Raw genomic sequence first — 20,303 nt, forward strand, 5'->3', positions numbered from 1 at the left:
AAGTTCAGTGGCAAGATCGTGGAGGAGTCTGCCGCCCATCCATACGATTGTGTTGTGGCCGGGGATGGCCCCACGCCCCCGTCACCTTTCGTAGCTCAAGAAACTGCCGAACCCGACCGCCACCAACAGCCGCTGGACAGAAACCACAGGCCCCCATTCTGTGCCATCGATCCACCCTCACGAAACCGCAACAGCCCCGGTCTCTTGAACTCAGACGAGAAGAGGTGCGCAGTCCGCATTGTTGAGGCGTTTGGGGGATAGACGCCCTCCGGTGTCACATGGCAAGGTATTTCGTTCATGTACTGATGTCCAGCCACCTTGGAGAGTCTCCGCCGTGACCCTCGCACACGCAGACCGGACCACGCCCACGTGGATCCGAGAGGTCGATATCGCCCTCGCCGCCAATCCTCAGGTAGTCCTCACCGGCAACCTTCGTGATTTCGTCCTGATACCGACCGAAAAATCCGGAGGCCCGCCGTACCGGAGTCTCGACATCACTTCGGCTCTGGTCCACGCGCTGTCTCAGGCAGGTCACCAGAATATCGTCTCGTTCAATCCCGCCGAAGGACTCGGAATTCTCTCCGAGCAGGGACAGGTCGCCTCAACACTCATCCGCGATGCCGAAAAGGCCGCGGGCAGCGAAGCATCCCTGACGCGACAGCTTCGAGTCCTTATCCGGCTGGTCGCCTCAGCAGAGAACTCTTGCTGCCTGGTTATCGAAGGTGCCTCCCGCCTCCGCGCCGAATCAGAAACGTTTGGGGGAGAACTGCACGAACTCCTCGTCACCGCCGAGCGTGCACTTCTCACCGCTGTCCGCCATCGCGTTGCCGGTTCGCACCGCACACCGCTCTACAACACAGTCTTTTGGATGGTCGACCGCGAAGGCGACCTTCCGCACTGGATCGTCGGCAACGATCTGGTCCGAGTGATCTCAATCCCACTCCCGTCTCTCGGCGATCGACGCAATCTCATTCGACCCCTTATCAATTCGCTCCCGAATGCAGTGCCGATCCCCTTCGACCACGAGCTCGACGAAGCGTCGACGAAGCTGATCGACCGCTACGCCGGTCTTACGGGTGGACTGACGTTGCGTTCGATCAACGAGATCAACCGACTGGCCATCGACCGCGGGATCCCCGGAGCCCGTATTGAAGATGCAGTCCGCACCTACCGCGTCGGAATTCCGGACAACCCGTGGCACGACCCGGCATTGAAGGCCAAGATCCGCGAGGCCGCGGCGACTCTGAACCGCAGTGTCCTCGGTCAGCCTGCCGCAGTTCGCAAGACCGTCGACATCCTTATCCGATCGACCATGGGACTAACCGGCGCCCAAACCGCGAGCTCCGGAGGACGCCCGCAGGGCGTTCTCTTCTTCGCGGGTCCGACGGGTGTGGGCAAGACTGAACTGGCAAAGTCGGTGGCCGAGTTGGTTTTCGGACGTAAGGACGCCTTTCTCCGATTCGACATGAGCGAGTTCGCACACGAGGGCGCCGAAGCGCGCCTGATCGGCGCGCCACCCGGCTACATCGGGCACAACGCCGGGGGTGAACTGACCAACGCCGTTCGGCAACAGCCGTTCCGCCTGATCCTGTTCGACGAGGTTGAGAAGGCCCATCCGCAGATCTTCGACAAGTTTCTTCAGATCCTCGAGGACGGTCGGCTGACCGACGGGAACGGATCGACCGTGTACTTCTCCGAGGCACTCATCGTATTCACCTCGAACCTCGGGGTCTACACAGTCGGACCTGACGGACTGCGCACGCCACGAATCACCCGAGGTGCCGGATACCGAGAGGTCGAGACAACCATCCGCGCTGCGGTCGCAGAGCATTTCACCCGAGACTTGGGCCGGCCGGAGATTCTGAATCGCATAGGCGAGAACGTCGTCGTATTCGACTTTGTGTCTGAGGACGTCGGCAACGAACTGGTCGACGTGTTCGTGACCAACATAGGCAACCGTGTCCGCGAGACCACCGGAGCGCGACTGGTGATCTCCGATGAAGCCATCCAAACTCTCAAGTCCGGAGCCACACAGAACCTCGACTTCGGTGGCCGCGGCGTGGCCAACGTCGTCGAAGCCATGCTCATCAATCCGCTCGCCCGCGCAATGTTCGATCTTCCGACGGTGCCACCCGAAGTGGTGGTGACACGAATCAAGAGGTCCGGCGAAGCCTGGAATGTATGGCTTCGATGAGGGGCTTCGGCAGCCCCGATGCGTCCGCCGCGTCACGGGCATCTCCCAGCGCGTGCAGAAGGTATTGCCCATTGACGCGATCGTTCAGGTACCGCCCGGTGTCGGCTGGAAGCTTCGGTCCGCGGCTGTGGTGCCGTGTTCATGTGTGATCACTGAGGCGGTCCGGTGGCGCGGCCTCGCGCCCTACACCCGCGTACCATTGATGGCATGGGGCATGGTTACCCCATGCCATCACTCGGCGGTCACCGAGTTCCTGTGGATCGCATAGTTGTCCGGCATCACGGATGAGCATTTCGCGGGCATCGGTCGCCTGGTTGAACCGCGACAACGAATCACATCCGCAACGCGAACGCACGCAGCGAAGCAACCAACGCCCACCTACGCGTACTGAGCAAGCCGGCCCACGGACTCCACACCAGAAGCGCAAGCGGAACTCACCCTCGGTGGCTCCTGCGCCGAAATGCGTGTCCTCAATCCCCCGCGAGAACGTCAGGTCAGGGATTCGAACCAACTTGGTTACTTTAACAAGCGAATGAACTCTTGCCGACTATCGCTCAGTTTCCGGTACCACAATGCGGACAATTCACTGTGACGCGATTCCATGATCGCTTTCCCCAGAAGGCCCGGCCGCAGCTGCGGCACTTGTGGACCTCGGTGTATTCGCCACTTCGGGATGACGAACCTGTCTCTGCCATGCACTAACCCTTCCCATCGAAAATCGAGTATTACTTCTCGTTGGTCATCACTCTGGTCAACTGTATGTTGGGCGATGCGATACCCACTCGGCGGCGACCTCGGCGGGGCGCACAACATAGCCGCCAATCTCGTAACCCTGCCGAATCCGTTCGACAATCCGCAGCTCGTCGTTTTGGTCACTTCGGCCAGCACTGCTTCGCACCACACGGTGCCGGGCTTTATCGACTTCAGTGCCCGGCGTGCACTCGATCGTTTCGACACCGAAATCTTCGAGGATGTCGAGAAGTTCGTCTACAAGGCTGGCAGTCAACGACCACGGGTCTGCCTGGCGCCTCGAGGCTTCCAACTCCACCCGATCGATCAACGCAGCCATCTGGCGCGCGATCGGGCGCAATAGTGTGTGCGATACACCGGTCTCCGCGGCCACCGCCCGGTCTCGCAGCACAATCAGCGACTGCTCGTAGTTACGCGCCACAGTACCGTTTTCCGAACTGATAGCGCTTTCAATTCTGTCGAAGCGCCCGTGCATTTGCGCCAATAGGGTGGCGGCCTCTGCTGAATAAGTCGCGCCACCCCGGTTCTCGGCTTCTTCGGCACCTTCTACATATTCTGCCGACGAAACCTCCTGATAGTCCGCAGCACCTGCTCCGTAAGGGGTGGAAGCAGTGGGAACCTCACTGGTAGGTGCCGTTACTTCCGGATCCCACTGGGAGCCCGCGTCGATACCCTGGCCTGGACGATCCCCCGATGTCGATGGTTCATCCGCAGTCGCAGTTGGTGGTGCTGTGGTTTCCATCCGTTCCGAGTGGTCGTGGCGGGCACCCGAGCCGACGGGGACGTCCGCATCGCTGTATGGGGAGCCTGGCATTGGGAAAGTCATTGCACCACGATCTCTTTGCTCTGCTTGCGTAGTGAAACCACATCTTCGGCCTTCAGGTTCGCCGTTCGTTCCACCACCATATGTCCGATGAGTCGCCCATTGACAGCATCGTGAAGTTCAGCCTCGACCGTCTGATTTTCATTTACGACGAATACGACCCGCAGCGGAGCTTTGGCAGGCAAGTCGTAGTCAAGGTTGAGTAGCGATTTACCCAAGACCTTTACGTACTGTAACTCTGCGCCATTCTCGTCGCCTTCGGTGATCTGCAAATTGATCTGGTTCGTCGCGCCTACTGTCGAGAACGAGCTCGCTTCGATTCGATTCGGCACATGAGTGTTGGGTGCGACCACCACGCTATTCAACATCTTCGATCCATCGTCAGCGAGCACCGCGACCCCGAGGCCCTGCGCAACCACGTCTGACACATTGGCTTTGACGATTGGTGGTTTCCCACTCTCAGCGGCGTTTCGCAGCTCAGCAACTATTGCCGCACCCAGCGCAACGGCCTCGTCAGGATGAACACTCTTGTCGGGGTCCAACCCGGTCCACTCCTTCACAGACCGCTCGATGATCTTCATGCGCGTTGATCCACCGACGAGTAGGAGCTTATCCACATCCGAGTAGGACACACCGGATTGGTCCATGACGTCTTCCAGAATGTACCGAGTCCTGGTGACTAAGTCCGCCACCGCGCGATCGAACTCGTCGCGAACTATTGTGATGGACTCGGTTCCGATCCTGATCTTGGCCTTGTCACTCGTCGAAAGGCGATGCTTGGCCGCCTCTGCCTGCTCACGGATCAGTGCGAGTTGCTTGTCATCCTCGGGATCGAGCGTTCCCCCGAGTTCTCGATATCGGGCTTCGACCAGTCTGATCAACTCGTTGTCGAAATCGAAGCCGCCGAGGTTTCGATCGCCTGCCGAAGCCAAGACAGTAAAGTTGTTGTTGGAGATGTTCATCAGTGTGACATCGAAGGTTCCGCCTCCCAGATCGTAGACAAGAACCTTTCCGTTGTAGCCCCCTTTGAGGCCGAAGCTCAGCGCAGCAGCCGTGGGCTCATTGATGACCTGCAGTACGTTCAATCCTGCGATCTCACCCGCCTGCCGAGTTGCCGTGCGTTCGGCGTCACCGAAGTAGGCCGGAACCGTGATGACGACATCCTCGACCTTCTCTCCAAGAAAGTCGGACGCGTCGTCGACAAGGAATCGCAAAATGAAGGATGAGATTAATTCTGGCCCATACTCGTCATCGGTCCGCTCGGGGACGAATTTGTAGTCCGGGTTTCCCATGTGCCGCTTTACGTAACGGACAACATTGTTGGGGAGGGACGTCTCGGCGTTCTTGGCCTGTTTTCCAACGGCTACTTCTCCGTCGTCGAACAAGACTGCAGAGGGAGTCGTGTTATCTCCTTCGCGATTGTGGATTATTGTCGGCAATCCATCGGCACCTAAGACGGCGACCGCCGAGTTCGTTGTACCGAGATCAATTCCGACTACCTTTCCCATCAGTGACCAGCCATCATCAACGCGAGTGAATTCTTGCGCTGGGAACCCTTCCACCTGGGAACTCTCGATTGCCAGATGACCAATCCAGCCGCTACGAGAGATCCAATGATGAGAACCGCTGCGAATCCGCCTGAGAAGCCAGAAACGATCAGCCCCAGCACGAAGGCTCCTACAATGCCTCCGAGCCACACAAATGGAGAGTCGGACACCATGGTCGGCAGACACCAGACAACGTCTCGTTGCTTGTTCACGTATGCGAGAATTTCTGCGGCTGCCTTCTGCACGTCGGGATCACGCGACAGCTGCTGCGCCTCACCAGCCAGCGCCCCCATGGGGTGTATCTCGGCTTCCTGTGTAATCGCATAACCTCCGTTCCGCTGCAACTTTGGAATCGATTCCGCCTTCTCAAGCAACGCCATTGCCAAGTAGTACCGGACGGGTTCCGAACTCTGATGGTTGGCGAAAACTCTCCGGTACATGTCGATAGCCTGGTCAAGAAGTCCGTTCTGCTGCAACACGGATCCCTGTGCGAGCGGGTAGACGAAGCTGGACGGATCCAGTTGCGTGGCGACCTGATACTCCTTCAGCGCCTTCGCCCAGTCCTTGACCTGCTCATGCACATTGCCCAGGTTGAAGTGGTATTCAGCATTGTTGATCTCGATCTCGGTTGCCTGCCGCGCTTCATATAGCGCGTCCTGGACCCGACCTAGTCCCAAGTTGGCGCGCGAACGGAGGCTCCACGATTCCGCGTTACCACCGAGCACTGTTGTGGCTTCCTTGGCAGCATAGGCTGCGGAGTGATAATCGTTTGCTGCCAGAGCTGCACGTGCAGTTGCGACCCAGTCTGTTCCGCTCCCGGCGGCCGCCGGTTGCTGAACCGGCGCCGCCGCCGGCACCACGCCTTGCTGAAGATCGCGGTCATACGCCATGCGCCGCTGTGGTCCCGACAACAACGCCTCTCGGGCCTCTCGGAGGCGCTTCATCTTCGTCTCTGCTTCGTGCCGTACGTCAATGTTCGGAGACGACGCGCGTTTGGTCCACTGTCGCGTCGCCCGCTTCGACGCGTCCTCGATCTCGGCCTCACTGGCAGTGGGTGGCACTCCAAGCAGTTCGTAGTAGTCAACTTCAACCATCGGGTGTTTCGCTCCAGTTCGATCGTCGGCAAGTTTTTGCGGCCATAGGTCTCTGCCACCGCGTCTACGCTGGCGCGGCAGCCCTGGCTTCCCCAAGCTAAGAATTCAGAAGCTATCATCGCGCCCTGCTCTGACCTGTCATCCGTTTGGATCAATCCAGAGGTGTGCTGGAACGATTGAAGAGAATTAGTCCATACGGAGTAAACGTCCGTCAGCACTGTCGACGATTAGTCTGTTTGGACGAATCCACATGTCATCCGATCGAGCGATCAGCGGTCGACCCATGCAGACCATAGGATTCTGAACTGGTGCCCGTGCGAGTCACCACCTTTGAACCCTGCAACCGAACCGTCGAGGGCAACTCAACTCATGCCGATTGACTACACGCATCCCAACAGGATCAACTACGAGCACCCCCGGCGGAAGAGCCGTGCGAACACCGCCGAGTCCCCACCCGCTGCCACCGGGCAGACGACTGCTCCGGCAGAATCCCGCAAGTTGCGAAGTCGACGAGATCGCGGGCTTCGGCCCGATACAGCACAGCCAGGTCAAACGGCGCCGGTGTCCGCCGTTTCCGCGAGCCAGCCCCACGGACCTACATCACCGGCTTTGGAAACTGTCACGTGCGTCTGTGGGACCGAACAGAACCGAGCGGTGGTGACCCAATGCACCTGCTGCGGTGCGGATCTCTGGTCTCTGACTTCATCTGACGGCGACACTGCCACGAGTACGAGCGCCGCTCGCGCACGTCGTCCGATCGGCAATCTGCCCTCCGCGCCGCCGCCCCGCACAAATACTGGGTTCATCGATCAAATGCAGGCATTCGACGAAGGCGTCCGAGAGAGATTCAACGAGATGCTCGAGTTGTCGGGACCGGCTCTTGACTCGCAGTGGCGTGATATCGCGGCGGCTACCCTGGCACTGCACATATGGGATCCCTCTGCACTCAACATCGAAATCCTTCGCCTTAATGTTATGAGGTCAAAGATCCACGAGTGGGCTGCGCGGGGTGGCGAAGTCGACTTGGATCATATCGGCTGGACCCATGTACTCGATTTCATCGACACCATCGATTCAGTCGAACGCCCCGGTGAACGCGACTGGACGACGGGCCCTATCGAGTTGCAGTATCGTGGCGCGATACCGATCGAATTCGATCATTTGGAGTCCGTGCGTAGAATTTCAGATATGATTCAAGGCGTCGAAATCGAAGCCTTGGAGCTGGTCGCCAGGATAGGTAATGTGTTCAATGCACACATAGAGGACTTCGCTCGTCAGAACAACTGCGATCTAGAAATTCTCACGACCGATATTAGCGCCGCAATAATATCCCGAGAAGGATGGGAACTTGCGTGGGTATTTGTCTGGCCCACCTATTTCGGCCAGTTGGGGGTGTATGCGTACAATGCATGGGTCGACAAGCTTCCTGAAATTGAATGGTATATCGCCAAGCATATAATCGACGAGGCGAAAGGAGCTCGAGATGACAAGTGAGGTCCCACGACTGAGTCAACTCACCGAACAGGCCAGGATTGTTGCCGACCGACTTCGCAGCCAAAATCGACCTCTGCAATCGGTCGGAGAAAAGCAAGAGGACCAGACCGTGCAGCGTTTCGGGAAGTTCGGTCGAATGGAGACAGTCACACAGAAGGTGTCGGTACCGGTCTCACTTCCGGGCTGGCCATTCGGCGTCAATCGAATGAAGTTACGATCTTCGGCGTCTCACTCGGTTGAAGAGGTGCTCTTGACACCCACCGGAGCACTCGTCACCGTCCTCATCGATCCGGATGAGCCCGCGGAGTTCCGCACGATCTCGAATCGCCCACTTCATGCTCTACGTGTCGCGCAGAGCGCAGGCGGAGATCCGACGTGGGTACCGACAGGGAACAGCGGCGACAAAGTCGGCGAGATGGCTGCCAACCACAAGGCGGTGATCACGGCCGGCGAAGCGGTCCATCGAATGATCGATCTACTCGGGCGCCTCGGATGAAGGCGTCGGGTGGCGGTGCCATCCACTCGCCAGATCGATGACGTTCGCGTGCGGTTAGCACTGGCGGGTGGGGATTGAGAGGTTGCCTTTCCGGACGCCCCTGGCCGGCCTTGGCACACGCAGCGGTGGAGGCGTTTAGCGCCTACCAGGCGGTCGCCGGCGGCCTGGCACTCATCGACGATTGTTAGGATATGCCGCGGGAGTGGTTGCAGCGCAAACCCTTTGACACGTGGACCGGCCCCGGTGGGGTGCTGATCACGCTCATCGGGATACCGCAGGCGCTCGCCGCCTTGGTGATCGTCGTGGTGGTTCTCGACGCGCGCCTGGCCGTCCTGCCCGGGTTTCTCACCGGGGCCTCGCTTCTAGTGTGGATCGTGATCCAACTGGCGTTGCTGCAGGCGTTCTTCTTCCTCCAGCCGGTGATCGCCGTCGCCGGAACTCATCGAGATCGGGTTGGCGTGGTTGTGTCGACGCCGGACCGATGCCCGCCGGACGGTATGAACCGTCGGTGATCCGTGTGTCACGTGGCACAGTGGATCCGTGATGCTACTGCCGACGATGTTCCCCAACGCACCCGACCTCGACGACGCCGTCGTCATCGGCGACGATCGCCTCTCCCGCGAGGAACTCGTCGGCGCGGCGACCGCGGTGGCCGAACGCATCCCCGGCGCGCAGACCCTCGCGGTCCTGGCACAACCGACGGTGTCGCCATCCTCGCAATCGCGGGCGGTCTGATCGCTGGCGTGGCCATCGTCCCGGTGCCGCCGGATTCCGGACGCCGCGAACTCGACCACATCCTCACCGACTCCGGCGCGCAGGCCTGGCTCGGCGACTCCCCCGACGACGCCACTCTCCCGACGATCCCGGTTCGCCGGTACGCGAAGTCGTGGCATTCCCATCCGGAGCCACCGGCCGATTCCGTCGCACTCATCCTCTACACGTCGGGCACCTCCGGATTACCCAAGGGTGTGCCCATCACGCGTCGCGCCATCGCCGCCGGTCTCGATGCCCTCGCCGATGCCTGGGACTGGACCGCTGCCGACACCCTCGCGCACGGGTTACCGCTGTTCCATATGCACGGGCTGATTCTCGGGGTGCTGGGTCCGTTGCGTCGCGGTGGCCGGCTGCATCACACCGTCAAGCCGACTCCGGAGAACTATGCCCACGCCGCCCAGACGGGCGCGACCATGTTCTTCGGTGTGCCGACGGTGTGGTCCCGGGTGGGTGCCGACCCGTCGACGGCGAGGGAACTGTCATCGGCGCGGCTCCTCGTATCGGGCAGCGCGCCCCTGCCGGTGCCGGTGTTCAACGAGATCCGCGAGGCCACCGGCCACGAGATCGTCGAACGCTACGGCATGACCGAAACCCTGATCACCGTGCACCCGCGCCGACGGTGAACGACGTCCGGGCTGGGCCGGCATGCCGGTGACCGGCGTGCAGACGCGACAGCGTGAGGGTGCCGACGATCTCCCGCACGACGGCGAGAGCGTCGGTGACGTCCACGTCCGCGGCCCGATGGTGGCCTCCGGGTACCTGAATCGTCCGAAGGCGACCGCCGAATCCTGGCTCGAGGACGGCTGGTTCGCCACCGGCGACGTCGCCGTCATCGGATCGGACGGTATGCATCGCATCGTCGGCCGTCGCGCCACCGACCTCATCAAGTCCGGCGGATTCCGGATCGGCGCAGGCGAGATCGAGACGGTACTGCTCGCCCATTCCGCAGTCATCGAGGTGGCCGTCGTCGGCGTTGACGACGACGATCTCGGGCAGCGGATCGTCTCCCACGTCGTCGGCGAGCAGGTCGCCGACGCGGAGCTGATCGATCTCGTGGCCGAAGAATTGTCGGCCCACAAGCGGCCCCGCGAGATCCATTGGGTCGCATCGCTGCCCCGCAATGCGATGGGGAAGGTGCAGAAGAAGCTGTTGGGGTAGCGGTACGCCGATGTAAACTTCTGTCGTACAACATGTTTCATCCAGATGTCGACAGAATCGAGGACGGCGTCCGCAGTCGCAAGGCCATGCGGATTCCATCCGTTCAGGTGACCTACCGGCCCTGTCACATGTCCGACTCTTCCCATACAGTGTGTGGCGTCGCACGTAGAGTTGCGGATGGCCGTTCAACGACAGAAAGGCAGCACAACCATGGGCGTAAGCCTGAGCAAGGGCGGAAATGTCTCGCTGACCAAGGAGGCTCCGGGACTGACCGCGGTCGCCGTCGGGCTCGGCTGGGACGCGCGGACCACCACTGGCGTCGATTTCGACCTCGACGCCAGCGCAATCGCATGCGGTCCCGACAAGCGGGTCCTGTCCGACCAGCACTTCGTCTTCTTCAACAATCTCCGTTCGCCGGAGGGCTCCATCGAGCACACCGGTGACAACTTGACCGGTGAGGGCGATGGCGACGACGAAGTCATCAACGTCGACCTCGCGGGCACTCCCCCCACCATCGACTCGATCGTGTTCCCCGTGTCGATCTACGACGCCGATTCACGCGGGCAGTCGTTCGGCCAGGTCCGAAACGCCTACATCCGGGTTATCAACCGCGCCAACGGTTCCGAGATCGCCCGCTACGACCTGTCCGAGGATGCGTCCACCGAGACCGCGATGGTGTTCGGTGAGTTGTACCGCAACGGAGCCGACTGGAAGTTTCGAGCCGTCGGCCAGGGCTACGCCTCAGGTCTTGCGGGTATCGCCCGTGACTTCGGCGTCAACGTCTGACCCACGTCGAGCCATGTCCAGATGCCGCGCCTGAGATCGACAGGCGCGGCATCTTGCTTGGTCAACCGCGTGTACCCGCAGCGGGACGCGCGGTCTCCCCCTCTTCGGTGATGCTAGAAAGGCCGCTCCACCGTGATCCTCCGAATATTCGGATTGTCCATCGTCATCACGATCCTCTCGCTGGTCGTCGCTTTCATCTACGGCGGACCGACCGCCCTGTTCCTCACGCTCATCCTCGGAATCCTCGAGGTCTCGCTCTCGTTCGACAACGCGGTCATCAACGCGACCGTTCTGCGACGGATGAGCGCGTTCTGGCAGAAGATCTTCCTCACCATCGGTGTGCTGATCGCGGTGTTCGGCATGCGCCTGGTGTTTCCGCTGGCGATCGTCTGGCTGAGTGCAAAGCTGAATCCGGTCGAAGCCCTTCGCCTCGCACTCAACCCGCCGACCGACGGCTCCCCGACGTATGAACAGATCATCACTGACGCCCATCCGCAGATCGCGGCGTTCGGCGGCATGTTCCTGTTGATGCTGTTCCTCGGCTTCCTCTTCGAGGAGAAGGAACTGCACTGGCTGCGGTGGATCGAACGCCCGCTGGAACGAATCGGCAAGCTCGACCAGCTCTCGGTTGTTGTCGCTGTCGTCGTCCTCGTCATCACCGCTGAATGGCTCGCGCCGGACGACGAGCGCTCGACGGTTCTGTTCGCAGGTGTCCTCGGCATGATCACCTACATCCTGGTCAACGGGTTGGGCGAACTGTTCAACACCCCGGAGGAACTCGAGGAGGCCGCCGAATCGGAGTCGGCTCCGCGATCGGGTCCCAGCGACCTCGCCAAGGCGACGGGCAAAGCAGGCTTCTTCCTGTTCCTCTACCTTGAGGTCCTCGACGCGTCGTTCTCCTTCGACGGTGTCATCGGTGCGTTCGCCATCACCGCCGACCCGATCATTATCGCGCTCGGCCTCGGTTTCATCGGCGCGATGTTCGTACGCTCGCTCACCGTCTATCTGGTCCGCAAGGGCACGCTCAGCGAGTACGTCTACCTCGAACACGGCGCTCACTGGGCGATCGGCGCACTGGCGCTGATCCTCATGTACTCCATCGGGACGCACGTTCCCGAGGTGGTGACCGGGCTGGTGGGCGTGGTCCTCATCCTCGCAGCCCTGATCTCGAGCATCATCCGACGCCGCAACCACCCAGAAGAAGACCCCGACAACACACCCTCGAGCATCGACGGCTCGACCACCCCGGAAGGAATTCGCAATGGCGGTCAACATGAACAAGGTCACGCTGAGCAAGTCGAGCCCGACGGTCTCGCTCGCAAAGAGGGGTGACGGCCAGGGCGCTATGAGGGTGAACCTCAACTGGGACCAGGGTTCCGGTGGAGGCAGGTTCTTCAAGCGCTCCTCAGCCATAGACCTCGACCTCGGGGCCATGTACGAACTCGCCGACGGAAGCAAGGGGGTCGTGCAGGCGCTGGGCAATTCGTTCGGTTCGCTCGATCGCGCGCCCTACATCTTCCTCGACGGCGACGATCGCAGCGGAAGCAACACCGGCGGCGAGAATCTGCACATCAATCTCTCCGACATCGGCCGCTTCCGTCGCATCCTCATCTTCGCTTACATCTACGAGGGCACGCCCAACTGGTCGGCGGCCAACGGTGTGGTAACGCTGTTCCCGAGTTCCGGGCCACAGGTCGAAGTACCGCTCGATTCGGCAGACGACCGCGCGGTCTCGTGTGCTATCGCAATGCTCACCAGCAATGGCAATGAGCTCAGCGTCAATCGTGAGGTGCGGTATATCCATGGGGCACAACGGATCATCGACGAGACCTACGGCTTCGGGATGAACTGGACCGCCGGACGGAAGTAGCCCGAGACAGTTTTCGCACGAAGAACGGAACCCGGTTGCTCACGACATCCGTTGTCGCAACCGGGTTCTGTCGTTCCACCACTGCAATTGCAGTGCTTCGCCGCCGGTTCGACTGGCAAGGAGCGTCGCCCCGTGCTCGCCTGTCAGTCGGTGGCCGATGGTTCCGCCGGTTCCCGACACCCCATCAGCGCCCGCTCCCACGCCCGCGATCTGATGCGGACCGGAGGTTGCCGTTGGTCACCATCAGTTGCTGCGACTCGACCTACCATCGAACCGGAGAGCACTGGAATCGACGTGTTGTTGAGCCGCGCCTCGATCACCCGCTTCGATCGCTGTACCGGACGCACGTCCGTCCTCCCGTCGTCCCTGGACGAAGGTAATCGATAGCATCAGGCGGTGGGCAGTTGGTTCCGGCGGCGGGGGGCGAGTGGCAATTCAGGCGCGCCCGCCGACTCCACAACGTCGATCCAACAGATGACCTCGGCGTTTCTCGACTCCGAGAACACCTTGAGCAAGATCGACAGTGCGGTCGCCACAGCCCATGAGATCGCCCCGCGGTCGCGGCTGCGGGGAGAGTGGAATGCGGTGCGCGAACGCTACGCACAGGCGACCGAAATCTATCTCAACCTGTCGAGTGCACCCAGGCCCGCGGTAGGTGAGGTCGCGAGGTGCACAGACGCGCTGCGATCACTGCAAGCCGAGATGGAACGCTTCGGCAACGCCAACGCTGCCGAACTCGGGCGCGCGACGCGCACGGTCGACGAGGTCGCCTCCCTCGAACGTCAGGCACAGGCGGCGGCAACTCAGACACGCAGACTGCTCGGAGAGGCACCGCGCGACCTCGCCACACTCCACAGCGTTCGCCTCGCGGCTGAGAAGTTCGAAGCCGCACTCATCGCACAGCAGTCGGCATCGGGCCTCCTCTCCCGACGGGCAGCCGCTCAAGGCGTACTGACCGCCCAGCAGGCCCTCGACGACGCGCTCGCCGACGCCCCATCGTTGGCCGAGCGCGCGCAGCGGGTCATCCGCACGGTCGACACCCGGCGCAGCGGCATCGTGACACGCGCCGAGCGCATGCCCGCAGATCTCTCGGCCCTCCGCAGAGAGTTCAGTCTCGACTGTTCGGCCGACCTCCAGGACAATCAGCAGGTTCTCACACGCTTCCTCGCGACTTCCGACGAGCACCTCGCGAAAGCCAGATCGCACCTGTCCGACGCCCCTGACCTCGCGATCACCGAAGCAGAAGCCGCACGGGACCAACTCGTCGGCGCTGAACAGGCCGTCGAGGCAGTCGCCGACCGGTTGCGCGATCTGCGAGAGGTGCGTGCCGACCCGAAGGCCCTTGAACAGCGCGTGCGCTTCCGGCTCCGTGATGCTCAACACTTTGCCGTCGACAACGCTCTGGTTGACGAATGGGGCTCAGTACTCGATGCTCAGGCCGACCGAATTGCCCGTTCTCGCAGCGCCCTCGACCGGGTGCATCCCGACTACTGGGCGTATTCCACGGAGCTGACGGCTGTCGAGCGGCGGGTCGCGGAGATCGTCGAAAGGATGAGGGGGCAGGTGGCCAAGCGATGACACTCACCACCACGGAGGTACCGAGCACGCGTCGTGCGGGCAACGGCGCCAGGCACTTCCGTCATCTTTCCGCGTCGACGCGCGAGCGTCTATTCTGCGTGCAGCCCTCGCCGGTCTCCACAACATGGTCGACGCCGCGGCTCGCGATCGCGCTCGGCGCCACGCTCTATGTGCCCGCGACCCGTGCCGATCTCGCCGAGGTGATCATGCGTCGTCGTGCTGACGGCGTCGTCTCGATGGTGATCGACCTCGAAGACGCCGTCGACGACGCTGACCAGGCGACCGCCATCGAGAATGCGGTCGACGCCCTGCGCAGGTTCGATTCCGCGGAGTCCGTCGAGATGATGCTGTTCGTCCGCGTTCGATCCGCCGATCAGATCGACACGATCGCCGAGGCCGTCGGCGCGTCGAACTCGCTCATGGGATTCGTGGTCCCCAAGTTCGATGCCGACAACGCACACGACTTCTTGGCCGCGGTGCACGAGGCGGGCAAAAAGTCGGGTCGGCACTTCTGGGCCATGCCGGTGCTGGAATCGGCAGCCGTCGTGCATCGCGAAACCCGGGAGCATCATCTTTCCGTGATCGCCGATGCCGTCGACGAGCACCGCAGTCGGGTACTCGCCGTCCGGATCGGCGCGACAGACATGTGCGGATTGTTCGGCATCCGCCGCGACCGCGACCTCACGATCTACGACGTCCGCGTCGCGGCGGACGTGATCGCGTCGATCATCAACCGGCTCGGACGCTGCGACTCGTCCGGGCACATCATCACCGGGCCGGTCTGGGAGTACTTCGCCGACCATGAGCGACTGTTCAAGCCCGCACTGCGACAGACCCCGTTTCAGGATCAGGGCGCTGTGCGGTTCCGCAGCCAGTTGGTCAGTAGAGACCTCGACGGATTGCTGCGTGAGATAGCCCTCGACCGTGCGAACGGGATGCACGGCAAGACCGTCATCCATCCGAGCCACGCCGCTGCGGTCCACGCGCTCAGTGCCGTCACCCACGAGGAGTACAACGACGCGCTCGACATCCTCTCCTCCGACGCAGGAGGCGTGCAGGCATCTGCGTATCGAAACAAGATGAATGAGCGTAAACCGCACCGGAACTGGGCGTCGCGCGTGATCGACAGGGCCGCCGTGTTCGGGGTCACCCGACCGGGAGTCGGTTTCGTCGACCTGCTCACCGCGATGGACCTATCGTGACGGCTACAGGTCCCCGGAGGTCGCAGGTCGTCGATTCTGCGGCTGCGCGAGGGTGGGTCACCGACACCTTCGGGGTGTCGCTCACCGAGACCAGCACGAGTGACGACGCAGCCTCCGGTTGGGGTCTCGACGAACTCGTCCTGCTCGGTCTGCGTCGCAATCGACGTCGCGCGCACCTGCTGGTATCCACCGTTCTCGGCAAACACATTCCCACCCCACCCGAGCGCGTCCGTGGCGCTGCAGACGATCTCGCCTCACTCATCAGCGCCCGCATCGGCGCGGACGCGGCCAGGACGTCGTCGGTTGTGGGTTTCGCCGAGACGGCAACCGGGCTGGGCCACTGCGTGTTCCATGCACTGTCGGCTCACGTCTACCTGCATTCCACGCGCAGACGCCCTCCTGGGGTACATACGCTCGGCTCCTTCGAGGAGGGACACTCACACGCGACAACCCACCTGCTGCAGCCGGGCCCCGCCGGCCTCCTGACGGACAACGATGACAGCCCGGTGATCCTCGTCGACGACGAGATATCCACAGGTGCCACTGCCCTGCGTGCGGTCACAGCGATACGTGAGGCAACCGGAAGGTCGAACTACCTGATCGCCTCGCTCGTCGATGTGCGGTCAGCCGAACATCGCGGCACCACCGACGAGTTCGCTGCGGAGCACGGCATCAGCGTCGAGCATGTGTCACTCGCACAGGGGGACATCGTTCTTCCGCCAGGCCTCACCGACGCGGTCTGGGATGCGCCGTCGACGCCGCTCAATCCGTCCGGCGCGCGCGGGACGACCGCGACGGTGCCACTCCCGTGGCCTGTCGACGTACCCGAGGGTGGACGTCACGGTTTTCTCCGTTCGGACACAAGGGCGTTCACGGGCGCGGTCTCCGATGCCGTCACCGTCCTGCTACCCCATCTCGATCCGCAGGCGAGCACCGTGGTCGTGGGGCACGAGGAACTGATGTACCTACCGCTGTGCATCGCCGAGGGCCTTCAGGGCGCCGGGATCCGCGCGTCATTCCAGACCACCACACGTTCACCCGCTTTCGTCCGCGATGTCGATGGGTACCCGCTTCGTCGTGGGCTGACCTTCATCGCGCCCGAGAGTGACCCGGGGACACCGAGATTCGTCTACAACCTCGCCGAGCCCGGCGTATCCCCCGGTCTGCCACGTATCCTTCTGATAGTCGACGACCCCGCCGATACTCCAGAGCTCAGAGCACGGGGTGGACTTCTCGACGTGCTGACGGCGGCGGGTCACGACGTGGTCGTCGCTGTCGTCACGGCCACCCGACAGAGCACCTTGCAACACGTCAGGAGCGGGCCGTGAGGTGGCAGCGAGTCGACCCACACGCCGACGCTCCTGCACTACGAGGCCCTCGATTCGGCTCGTACGCACCGGACGAGGTGACCTGGCTCCTCAAGGATCTCTCGCATGTTCCTCTCGAAGCCGACCTCGCCGTGCGTGAGCGCCGGATCCAAGCGGGCGCAGCCCACTACGCGGAGTCGCTGCCGATCGAGTACCAGCCGGGAGCCGAGTACCAACAGCTGTTCGCCGACACTCTCGATGAGTCGGCGAAGCGTCTGGCGCATGCCGTCGGTGTCGTCGGCGAACTTCTCATCGCCGAGCGACATCGCGAGCCAACGCTCGTGTCATTGGCGCGAGCGGGCACGCCGATCGGAATCCTGCTTCGCCGCTGGCTCTTACGCGTTCACGGCTGGGCTGCACCGCACTACACGATCTCGATCGTCCGTGATCGCGGCATCGATACCGTTGCGCTCGACCACATCACCAAACGCCACGACGCCGCGTCGGTGGTGTTTGTCGACGGGTGGACCGGAAAGGGTGCCATCCAACGCGAGTTGACCGCGGCACTCCGGACGTACGCCGACGGCGGGGGGCCGGCACTGTTCGACGAACTCGCCGTTCTCGCCGACCCTGGGTGCGCCACCACCACCTTCGGCACCCGCGACGACTTTCTCATCGCGTCGGCCTGTTTGAATTCGACTGTTTCTGGCCTCATTTCGCGCACCGTCCTCAACTCCGACCACATCGGCGACGGCGAGTTCCACGGCGCCAAGTTCTACCGACATCTCGCCGACCACGACATGTCCAACCGCTTCCTCGACGCCGTATCTGCACAATTCGACACGGTGCGCGAGTCCGTCACCTCCCACATCGCAGCGCTGGGTCGCGCACAGCGTACGGCGACGTGGGCGGGATGGGAGTCGGTGGAGAAGATTCGTGCCGAGTACGGGCTTTCGTCGATGAACTTCGTCAAGCCCGGTGTCGGGGAGACGACTCGGGTACTTCTACGGCGCGAGCCCTGGCGGGTGCTCGTACGAGATGCAGGCCTACCCGAACACCGACACATCCGAATCCTCGCTGCCGAGCGCGGGGTGCCGATCGAGGTCCACGACGATCTCGCGTACTCGTGTGTAGGGCTGATCAAGGAGGACTCGTGACCGGGCTGGTGGCCAGCGATCTGGACAGGACTCTCATCTACTCACGTGATGCTATGGGAGAGAGCCAGTTTCACAAGCACTCACCGACGTGCGTTGAGATCTATCGCGACGCACCTTTGTCGTACATGACCAGTTCGGCGATCGCACTGCTGACCGAGCTACGCACACGCTCGGTTTTCGTTCCGGTCACGACCCGCACCCCCGAGCAATTCGCCAGCGTCTGCCTTCCGGGAGGTACGACCCGCTACGGTGTGGTCAGCAGCGGAGGGCGCATACTCGTCAACGGCACCGACGACGAGCACTGGCGCACCAGTGTCGAACAGGCTGTCGCAGCCCGTTCTGCGCCGCTCAAGGAGGTGACTCGACGGTTGGACGTTGTGGCAGAGCAGGACTGGGTGACAACTCTGCGGACTGCAGATGATCTGTTCTGCTATCTCGTCGTCGATCCTCATCGGCAGCCCGACTGGTTCCTCCCCGAGTGGGAGCAGTGGTGCGTCGAGCGCGGATGGGTTGCCTCCCAGCAGGGCCGCAAGATCTACGCGGTTCCTGACGCAGTCACCAAATCAGCTGCAGTCGCGGAAGTGTACCGACGGTGCGTCGACGAAGGCTCAGTGGCCGGGGACGATCCCGTGTTCGCCGCGGGCGATGGCAGGCTCGACGTCGACCTGCTCGAATTCGCTGACGCAGCCATCCGCCCGGCGCATGGTGAACTGGCCGAACTGAACTGGCAGCACCCGAGCGTGACCGTCACGTCACGCACGGGTGCTCTGGCAGGTGAAGAGATACTCGAATGGTTGCTCAGTGCGGTGACCCGACAAGCAAAGACGGCGATATGACGACAGTGTTGTCCAAAGGCCAGAACGCTCCGTTGCCCGCCGGAGAGATCACGATCTCCGTGGACGTTGCTGCGCCAGTTGACCTCTCGGCCCTACTGGTGACACCCGACATGCGTGTGCGCACCGACGCCGACTTCGTGTTCTACAACCAACCGTCCGGGGCGGGCGTGACACTGGCGTCGGCTCCCGGCCGACAGACGCTCCGGATCACCCCCGCCGCGGTGCCCCAGGAGATCCACGCGGTACGCGCGGTGATCACGCTCGACGATGCGTCGTCGTCATTCGGCAGGACTCCACCGCCGGTCGCACGGGTCTTCGACTCCGCGGGATCCGAGCTGTTCTCCTTCACCATCCCCGATCTCAGTAGCGAGGTCGTCGTCGTGGCCGTGGAGATCTACCGGCGGGATACAGGGTGGAAGGTCCGGTCGATCGGACAGGGCTATGCAGGTGGGTTCGCAGATCTCGTTCGTGATCACGGGGTTTCGGTAGACGACGCACCCGCCTCATCGCCTCCAGCCAGTCCCGCTGCCCCGACGCCTCCGGCGCAGTCCGCACCGACGGCTGCGCCCCAACCCGCTGCACCACACCACGCGCCGCCGCCCCCGCAGTTCGGCGGGCAGCAACCGCCCGCGGAAATCAGTCTGACGAAGAACAAGCGGGTCAACCTGGTCAAAGGCCAGAAGGTCACGCTGCGCAAGGACGGGGGCGTCGCGCTCACCCGGGTTCGCATGGGGCTCGGCTGGGACCCGGTCAAGCGCGGCTTTTTCGGCGGATCCCGCAACATCGATCTCGACGCATCGGTGCTGACGTACTCGAGGGGCTCGCTCGCCGAAACTGTCTACTTCGGTCAGCTGCGCAGCCGTGACGGCTCGATCATCCACTCCGGCGACAACCTGACCGGGGCCGGTGACGGCGACGACGAGGTGATCAGCGTCAACCTCCAGGCCATACCACCGAACATCGACAACCTCGCGTTCATCGTGACGTCCTATCGCGGCCAGACCTTCCAAGAGATCGAGAACGCGTTCTGTCGCCTCGTCGACGACACAACCGGTGCCGAACTCGCACGCTTCACACTGCAGGGCGGCATGCCGTTCACCGGCGTGCTCATGGCCGTGATGTCACGAAGCGGCAGCGACTGGAAGATGCGCGCAGTTGGCGACGGGTTCAAAGCCAAGACCCCCAAGGCCGCCCAGAAGTATCTCGGCAGTTACCTGGAGTAGGCCTTCTCGGCGAC

At 62.4% G+C, this 20,303-nt stretch carries 16 protein-coding genes and 1 pseudogene; 14 read left to right on the plus strand and 3 right to left on the minus strand.

Annotated features, from left to right (window positions below; translation table 11 throughout):
- Positions 1–334: 334 nt before the first annotated feature.
- Positions 335–2,194, plus strand: coding sequence for an AAA family ATPase (locus GOACH_RS18540; RefSeq protein WP_005178129.1), 1,860 nt, complete (start codon positions 335–337; stop codon positions 2,192–2,194).
- Between the two features lie 751 nt (positions 2,195–2,945).
- Here GOACH_RS18540 and grpE read toward each other — a convergent pair.
- From grpE to GOACH_RS18555, 3 genes are all read right to left on the minus strand, one after another.
- Complete coding sequence (grpE, locus tag GOACH_RS23475; RefSeq protein ID WP_157227834.1) at positions 2,946–3,686, minus strand: nucleotide exchange factor GrpE; 741 nt, start codon at positions 3,684–3,686, stop codon at positions 2,946–2,948.
- A gap of 80 nt (positions 3,687–3,766) precedes the next feature.
- Complete coding sequence (locus GOACH_RS18550) at positions 3,767–5,329, minus strand: Hsp70 family protein (RefSeq protein WP_245551954.1); 1,563 nt, start codon at positions 5,327–5,329, stop codon at positions 3,767–3,769.
- Positions 5,275–6,408, minus strand: a complete 1,134-nt coding sequence (locus GOACH_RS18555) for a tetratricopeptide repeat protein (RefSeq protein WP_005178134.1) — start codon at positions 6,406–6,408, stop codon at positions 5,275–5,277. The genes GOACH_RS18550 and GOACH_RS18555 overlap by 55 nt, the downstream gene beginning before the upstream one ends.
- Positions 6,409–7,221: 813 nt before the next feature.
- Here GOACH_RS18555 and GOACH_RS18560 point away from each other — a divergent pair.
- From GOACH_RS18560 to GOACH_RS18625, 13 genes and pseudogenes are all read left to right on the plus strand, one after another.
- The gene (locus GOACH_RS18560) at positions 7,222–7,902 is read left to right on the plus strand and encodes a hypothetical protein (RefSeq protein WP_005178137.1); all 681 of its coding nucleotides are present in this window, start codon (positions 7,222–7,224) and stop codon (positions 7,900–7,902) included.
- On the plus strand, positions 7,892–8,398 hold the full coding sequence (locus GOACH_RS18565) for a hypothetical protein (protein WP_005178139.1): 507 nt from the start codon (positions 7,892–7,894) through the stop codon (positions 8,396–8,398). The genes GOACH_RS18560 and GOACH_RS18565 overlap by 11 nt, the downstream gene beginning before the upstream one ends.
- Positions 8,399–8,589: 191 nt before the next feature.
- Positions 8,590–8,910, plus strand: coding sequence for a hypothetical protein (locus GOACH_RS18570; protein WP_005178141.1), 321 nt, complete (start codon positions 8,590–8,592; stop codon positions 8,908–8,910).
- Positions 8,911–8,941: 31 nt separating this feature from the next.
- Positions 8,942–10,330 (plus strand): annotated as a pseudogene (locus GOACH_RS24530) (acyl-CoA synthetase).
- Positions 10,331–10,540: 210 nt separating this feature from the next.
- A complete protein-coding gene (locus GOACH_RS18580; RefSeq protein WP_005178147.1) occupies positions 10,541–11,116 on the plus strand; it encodes a TerD family protein in 576 nt (191 codons plus the stop codon).
- 132 nt (positions 11,117–11,248) lie between these two features.
- Positions 11,249–12,448: a DUF475 domain-containing protein gene (locus tag GOACH_RS18585; protein ID WP_005178148.1), complete on the plus strand. Its 1,200-nt coding sequence runs from the start codon at positions 11,249–11,251 to the stop codon at positions 12,446–12,448.
- A complete protein-coding gene (locus GOACH_RS18590) occupies positions 12,378–12,986 on the plus strand; it encodes a TerD family protein (protein WP_005178151.1) in 609 nt (202 codons plus the stop codon). Before GOACH_RS18585 ends, GOACH_RS18590 begins: the two co-directional genes overlap by 71 nt.
- A 474-nt stretch (positions 12,987–13,460) precedes the next feature.
- Positions 13,461–14,564, plus strand: a complete 1,104-nt coding sequence (locus GOACH_RS18600) for a hypothetical protein (protein ID WP_040519117.1) — start codon at positions 13,461–13,463, stop codon at positions 14,562–14,564.
- Positions 14,561–15,766 carry an HpcH/HpaI aldolase/citrate lyase family protein gene (locus tag GOACH_RS18605; protein ID WP_005178155.1) on the plus strand — a complete coding sequence of 402 codons (1,206 nt, stop codon included), beginning with the start codon at positions 14,561–14,563 and terminating at the stop codon, positions 15,764–15,766. The genes GOACH_RS18600 and GOACH_RS18605 overlap by 4 nt, the downstream gene beginning before the upstream one ends.
- The gene (locus GOACH_RS18610; protein WP_005178158.1) at positions 15,763–17,094 is read left to right on the plus strand and encodes a phosphoribosyltransferase family protein; all 1,332 of its coding nucleotides are present in this window, start codon (positions 15,763–15,765) and stop codon (positions 17,092–17,094) included. Before GOACH_RS18605 ends, GOACH_RS18610 begins: the two co-directional genes overlap by 4 nt.
- Positions 17,091–18,230 (plus strand): cysteine protease StiP family protein, encoded by a 1,140-nt coding sequence (locus GOACH_RS18615; protein WP_005178160.1) that lies wholly within the window; start codon positions 17,091–17,093, stop codon positions 18,228–18,230. Before GOACH_RS18610 ends, GOACH_RS18615 begins: the two co-directional genes overlap by 4 nt.
- Positions 18,227–19,066: an HAD family hydrolase gene (locus GOACH_RS18620; RefSeq protein ID WP_005178162.1), complete on the plus strand. Its 840-nt coding sequence runs from the start codon at positions 18,227–18,229 to the stop codon at positions 19,064–19,066. Before GOACH_RS18615 ends, GOACH_RS18620 begins: the two co-directional genes overlap by 4 nt.
- On the plus strand, positions 19,063–20,289 hold the full coding sequence (locus GOACH_RS18625) for a TerD family protein (protein ID WP_040519118.1): 1,227 nt from the start codon (positions 19,063–19,065) through the stop codon (positions 20,287–20,289). Before GOACH_RS18620 ends, GOACH_RS18625 begins: the two co-directional genes overlap by 4 nt.
- Positions 20,290–20,303 lie beyond the last annotated feature (14 nt).

The sequence above is a fragment of the Gordonia aichiensis NBRC 108223 genome (genome assembly GCF_000332975.1).
GTDB classification, from domain to species: Bacteria; Actinomycetota; Actinomycetes; order Mycobacteriales; family Mycobacteriaceae; genus Gordonia; species Gordonia aichiensis.